This window comes from Halomicrococcus pelagicus (assembly GCF_050954125.1).
The window spans coordinates 1-5,217 of the sequence record NZ_JBPBWC010000039.1; the positions used below are offsets into that span (position 1 = coordinate 1).

General features: G+C 54.3%; 7 protein-coding genes and 1 pseudogene. 2 read left to right on the forward strand and 6 right to left on the reverse strand.

All coding sequences use genetic code 11. From position 1 onward, the window contains the following. Positions 1–367 precede the first annotated feature (367 nt). Positions 368–922 (reverse strand): transcriptional regulator TbsP domain-containing protein, encoded by a 555-nt coding sequence (locus ACRYA2_RS26425; protein WP_433634774.1) that lies wholly within the window; start codon positions 920–922, stop codon positions 368–370. Between the two features lie 448 nt (positions 923–1,370). On the opposite strand from ACRYA2_RS26425, the gene ACRYA2_RS26430 reads away from it, so the two are divergent. After that, positions 1,371–2,615: an RNA-guided endonuclease InsQ/TnpB family protein gene (locus tag ACRYA2_RS26430; RefSeq protein ID WP_433634776.1), complete on the forward strand. Its 1,245-nt coding sequence runs from the start codon at positions 1,371–1,373 to the stop codon at positions 2,613–2,615. 153 nt (positions 2,616–2,768) lie between these two features. On the opposite strand, the gene ACRYA2_RS26435 is transcribed toward ACRYA2_RS26430, so the two are convergent. From ACRYA2_RS26435 to ACRYA2_RS26450, 4 genes are all read right to left on the reverse strand, one after another. Beyond that, on the reverse strand, positions 2,769–3,278 hold the full coding sequence (locus tag ACRYA2_RS26435; RefSeq protein ID WP_433634778.1) for a PIN domain-containing protein: 510 nt from the start codon (positions 3,276–3,278) through the stop codon (positions 2,769–2,771). Beyond that, entirely contained in the window at positions 3,279–3,602 is a 324-nt protein-coding gene (locus ACRYA2_RS26440; RefSeq protein WP_433634780.1) for a hypothetical protein, read from the reverse strand. It abuts the gene before it with no gap. A 112-nt stretch (positions 3,603–3,714) separates the two neighbouring features. Beyond that, on the reverse strand, positions 3,715–3,918 hold the full coding sequence (locus ACRYA2_RS26445) for a hypothetical protein (protein WP_433634782.1): 204 nt from the start codon (positions 3,916–3,918) through the stop codon (positions 3,715–3,717). Beyond that, positions 3,911–4,138 (reverse strand): hypothetical protein, encoded by a 228-nt coding sequence (locus ACRYA2_RS26450; protein ID WP_433634784.1) that lies wholly within the window; start codon positions 4,136–4,138, stop codon positions 3,911–3,913. The genes ACRYA2_RS26445 and ACRYA2_RS26450 overlap by 8 nt, the downstream gene beginning before the upstream one ends. A gap of 131 nt (positions 4,139–4,269) precedes the next feature. Here ACRYA2_RS26450 and ACRYA2_RS26455 point away from each other — a divergent pair, with 131 nt between their 5' ends. Continuing rightward, positions 4,270–4,557: an amphi-Trp domain-containing protein gene (locus tag ACRYA2_RS26455; RefSeq protein WP_433634786.1), complete on the forward strand. Its 288-nt coding sequence runs from the start codon at positions 4,270–4,272 to the stop codon at positions 4,555–4,557. Between the two features lie 510 nt (positions 4,558–5,067). Here the strand turns inward: ACRYA2_RS26455 and ACRYA2_RS26460 are convergent. Further along, positions 5,068–5,217: pseudogene (locus ACRYA2_RS26460) on the reverse strand (IS6 family transposase); the annotation flags it as partial.

Consider the following 5,217-nt stretch of genomic DNA (forward strand, 5'->3'; position numbering starts at 1 on the left):
AAAAACCAGAATTCAGAGATATAAGTGGCTAAGGCGCTCCCAGGTGCACAACCTGGTCCCCAAACTCGACACACATCTAAGAACGTTGTGAACGCAAACGGATCTGGTCCACCGATCAACAGGTCTGCCAAGTATAAAAAGATGAACAAGACAACTGTTGCAACGATTCCCCCACCAATACCACTCCGAGCCGGATCCATAAACCGGAAGACAACAGCGAACAAGATAAAGGCAGATATTTTAGAACTTTATAGAGATTTACTATAAGACCCTATGAGTAAAGTTGGAGCTAGCACCTATGTTCCTTCTCCCCAGTCCTCACCGAGAACGACCATACTGCAAACGGAGCAGTTGGCACCGGTGAAAGCTACGCTGCAGTCGCTTGCTCAGCGATGGCATCGACATCCTCCAAATCATCCGGCACTAACACCAATCGAAGCCGCGGCCGTCCAACCTCAATTGGGACTTTCTCCGTATCAAACAGATCACGGTCTTCAAGGCGTGTCTTGGTCCGCGAGAACGTTGCTTTACTCGCCAGCCCCACGTCCTCACCCCATTTACTGATCTCATAGAGCAACTCCTGGTTATTCGCAGCCACTAGCAACGCGATCGTCACCTCATCCAGTTCGTCTTCCTCACCAGGGACCGTCTCCATTGACTCCAGCATTGTCATGAAGCCATCTTCGACCTTCTCGCCAAACTCTTCACTGAGCGTTTCGCGAATGCGCAAAAGCGGTGGCGTCCGCAGACTAAACTCCTCGCCCTCATCCCAGTTATGCTCAAACGTTGACCGCACCGTCTCGACGAACTCCTCGTCCGTCGACAACATCCCATTCAATCCGCCACTGACTAGCACGACCGTCAGCATCTGGTCATCACTCACCAATAGCGAACTTCGTGCTTCCTGCGAGTCCGCGCCCATCCCCGTTTCCAGACGAGCCAGTAACCAGGAAGCACCCCGGCCATGAACAGCACGACATAGTATTGTAACTCAACTAGTGGCGGGTAGCCAGTGGGTGCAACTACGTCTGTGGAACGGAGAACGAACCAGAGTTGCGCCGTGATAAGATGGCCGAGCACGAAGGTGCCAATGATTCGTTCCGGGACTCCGGCAGGTTCGGTTCGTCCTCTGAGTTCGCTCCGGTATTGGAAATAGCCGAGAAGAAAAGGTGGAAAGAACGTACAGCCGAATGCTATGAGAGGACGCCTCCGCAAAGAACTTCGGGAGGCCGATGTTCGACCAGTGGTCAAACACCGGGAATTTTATAGGCGGTCGAGGCGAATATCCCGAGGCTTGACCTCGGGGATGAAGCCGACACTCGATGACACAACCCATTAAGTAGCAACACACCGATAATCGACGTACAACGATGTGGTACGCATACCGCTATCGCGCCTATCCTGATTGGACAGGCGTGACTGCGGAAGCCGAACGCCACATCGGCATCCATCGCCAACTCTACAACCACGTCAAATGGGACTACGAGAACAGTCCCGAAGACGACAAACCCAGCGAATACACCCAGAACAACAAACTCCCCGAGTGGAAACAGCGATGGCCTGTCTTCGCAGAACTCCACTCGAAAGCCGCCCAAGAAACCGTCGCCCGATTCCACGACAACCTCTCCAGTCTGAAAGGGAAGAAAGAGAACGGCAACAAGGTTGGACGGCTAAAACGCCAAGGCCCGTCGGAATTTCGGAGTGTGACGTACAACCAGAGCGGCTTCGACCTCGATAACAAGAGGGGCCGCAACAGGTACGCATACGTTCGCTTCTCCAAAATCGGTTGGATTCCAATTCGATACCACCGCGACCTTCCCGACGACGCCACCATCAAAGAAGTCACGTTGAAGCAGGAACGCTCGGGCGCGTGGTACGTGACATTTGGCATTGAGGTTGAAGACGAGGAGTTGCCAGAGAAACCCGCGCTGGACGAGTTGGACGCGAGCAACAGCGTGGGCATCGACCTCGGTATCCTCAACTACATCCACACGTCGGACGGTCTCACTGTGGATACGCTCGACCTCGAAGACGAGTACGAGCGGTTGCGGAAAGCCCAGCGAACCTTGTCACGCCGTGAACGCGGGAGCAATAACTGGGAGAAGCAACGCAAGCGGGTTGCGAAACTCAAGCGGCGGATTCGACGGAAGGTGCTGGACTTCCAGCACAAGTTGACGACGTGGCTCGTCCGCGAGTACGACGCCGTGTTCGTGGAGGATTTGGATGTGCAAGAGATGATGCAGTCCAAAGGAAACGCGAAGAACAAGCAAGACGCGGCGTGGCGACAGTTCATCCAACTCCTCGAATACAAGGCCGACCTGTACGGCTGTCACGTCGTGCAGGTTGAAGCCGCTGGCACGACTAAGGAGTGCGCGGCGTGTGGTGTCGCGGTTGAGAAAGAGTTGTGGGTCAGAGAACATAGCTGTCCGTCGTGTGGGTTCAAGGCAGACAGGGATGCGAACGCCGCACTCAACGTCTTGCAGAGAGGCTTTTCTGAGTTAGGGCTGGGATGGCCCGAAGACACGCCTGTGGAGACTGCGACCGCTACGGACACGACTCAGTTTGAGTCCGTGTCTGCAAGTCGCGTCGTGGAAGCAGGAAGCCTCGGGGCTTGACCCCGAGGCGATTCACCCGCTTGATATGGCGCACAATGCCCGACATGATGGCGACACCTATGACAATCGGCCGATCGTCGAGCCGCACGAGAACTGATTTTCCGTGTTTTTCTTGACTAGCAGACTGTTTTGAGCCATGGCCTCCGAGGTAGTTCACTGGCCGTGGAGGACATCTCTGGCGCGTTGTACGTAGGTGTTGTTCGACCAACTTCGGGCTTCGCTCATCTCTGTGAGGAGTGTCTCGGCCTCAGACGCTGACACGACATCGTTGCGGACGAGCGCAACGAGCAGCATCGGTGTTGTCACGAGTCGGGTGTCGATGAGGGACGCATGGATGAGCGCGAGTCGATTGAATTCGTCACAGAGGAACTGTGTTGCGGCATGATCATTTGCCAGTGTTACTGCAGCGTTTTCGCCGTCATCAAGCGGGAATGAATCGTCGAGACTGGCTGTCCGCATATCAAAATCTGCCCGGCGATCAAGGATTCGTTCAGCACCCCGGCCTGAAGTATCATCATATGCCGCCGTCTCTTCTAGCTCGTCGAAAACGAGTGCGGGCACGATGACCGTGTGTCTCGCAAGGAGATGGTCAAGCGGATTCCATGCGTGGTCGGCGACCGTGCCGAGACTCACGAGTGCAGATGTGTCTGCGACGACCTGCATTTACGAATCTGCCAGCTCCTCGGCGGTTTCCTCGATGAATTCCTCTTCGAGCTGCTCTTTCAGCAGCCGGAAGTTGGCGGCTTCCTCGTGGCCAACGAGTTCTTTTAGCTCTGTAAATGTGATATCGTCGTCGTAGTACGCCTCCGCAATTTCCTGTTTGAGCTCATCGTTGTGCGCGGCATCTCGAAGATAGTCGCGGAGTGCTGAAATGATGACCGTCGTCCGATCCGTCTCTAAGACCGTCGCAAGGGTATCTGCTTGCTGCACTAATCCCTCTGGGGCACGGAACTGGACTCGCTTTTTACTCCCTGAATCAGAACTCATGTGTGTACGTTGTGAGCCAATCCGTAAAGTCCTATCGCCGCATTCACAGGCGGTACGAGGCGGATGCCCCGACCCTTAAGATCGGGGAGTCGCCTCGGAACTCAATCGTCGGTTAGTTCTCAATCTCCTCTCGGGTGTCCTCAATCTCGTCACTGTTGCTCTCGACCGTCTCCTCAAGTTCGTCAATTCTGGTGAGCGCCGTGTCGCGTTCGTCGCGCAGCCGCTCACGTTCATCCTCCAGAGCGTCAATCCGCTCATCACGTTCGACGAGCATCTCCTCAACTTCAGACCGAGAGACGTACTCACAGTCATACATCGTCGCTCACCTCCTTCTTCTTCGCGAGGAGTTCTTTGCGCATCTTCACAAGCTCCGCACGTAGCTCGAGCGCCTCTTCGTGCTCGTCAGTGCCTTCCTCGGTCTTCCAGAGGAGTTTGTTCATTTTTGTGAGCTGAGCGTCTAACTGCTCTTGCTGTGCTTCGAGTAGTTCTTCTAATTCTGCTCGGGAAACCGCGTCGCTCTCGGAGGGATCACACATAGAAAACCACGCCTTTGTTGAACTCCTCGAAGCCTGACAAGGATCGTATGCTGAATAGAGAGGATGAGTTCAGCAGAGTAGTCTAGACAGAAGGGGTTGCAGTTATCAGTACAGGCGGTGTATGTGTCTACATGCCCGAAGAAATCCTGTTCAAATCGGAAAGCGATCAGAGTCAAGAGGAGATCGCAGCATACCTTCGCCGTGTAGCCGATAAGTTGGAACAAGGGGACGCGATCACGCTAAAATCGGGATCCGAGTCCGTGACGATGGAGCCGCCAGCTCGCCCGACGTTCGAGGTCAAAGCCGAACGTGAGGGACCGACGGATGGACCCGGTAAATTAAGTATCGAGTTCGAACTCGAATGGGACGAGAACGGCAGTGAGGGAGATAGTGGGAGCGGCCAGCTAGAAATCGAGTGAACAACTAGCGCTCTATATTCAGTACGGCCTCGTCAAGCTGTCACTGATTAAGGGTTTCAACAGAGCCTCGCGCCCGATTCTCGGTAAAAGGGTGGCTGGTTAGCTGCTCTGCCTACGCTGGTGTTCGCTCGCGCGCAAGTCGGCGATGTCATCACTGATCCCGATACCGGCGAGCACGTCAGTCGTTTCCTCTGTATACTGCTCATGATGTGTGTAGGGGTTGGTTTGTAGCTAAAAGCACGGTGGATTGACTAACCTCCAACAGTAAACGCACACATCAGCGACCAGGCCGCATATCTGACGATAATTGATCCTGTTCTGTGACTTGGCCACCACACTCCGGACACACTCCTTCTGCGGTCTCGAAGGTTTTACCACACATCTGGCATTCAAATCGTGTCTCACTCTTCGTCGTGAAGAGCTCCTTGAGTTTGCTCATGAAGCTCATTGGTGGTAATGTACACTCTTTGTGGTATCGGAAAAGTCTGGGGGACCATGCAGTCATCGTGTTTAGTTTAGTGAATTCCACCAGACGGCGAACGCTTGCAGCCACGTTTCGGCGGTCGCTGGATCGACGTGGCTGAAGCTATTGCTAAACGATGAAGTGCGCCGTTTTATCTCTCTAAAAACACGTTCAACGGCATTCCGATTTCCATGGCG

Coding starts and splice junctions, on each gene's coding strand:
- ACRYA2_RS26425 (WP_433634774.1), bottom strand. CDS start 922: ATGGGCGCGGACTCGCAGGAAGCACGAAGTTCGCTATTGGTGAGTGAT.
- ACRYA2_RS26430 (WP_433634776.1), top strand. CDS start 1,371: ATGTGGTACGCATACCGCTATCGCGCCTATCCTGATTGGACAGGCGTG.
- ACRYA2_RS26435 (WP_433634778.1), bottom strand. CDS start 3,278: ATGCAGGTCGTCGCAGACACATCTGCACTCGTGAGTCTCGGCACGGTC.
- ACRYA2_RS26440 (WP_433634780.1), bottom strand. CDS start 3,602: ATGAGTTCTGATTCAGGGAGTAAAAAGCGAGTCCAGTTCCGTGCCCCA.
- ACRYA2_RS26445 (WP_433634782.1), bottom strand. CDS start 3,918: ATGTATGACTGTGAGTACGTCTCTCGGTCTGAAGTTGAGGAGATGCTC.
- ACRYA2_RS26450 (WP_433634784.1), bottom strand. CDS start 4,138: ATGTGTGATCCCTCCGAGAGCGACGCGGTTTCCCGAGCAGAATTAGAA.
- ACRYA2_RS26455 (WP_433634786.1), top strand. CDS start 4,270: ATGCCCGAAGAAATCCTGTTCAAATCGGAAAGCGATCAGAGTCAAGAG.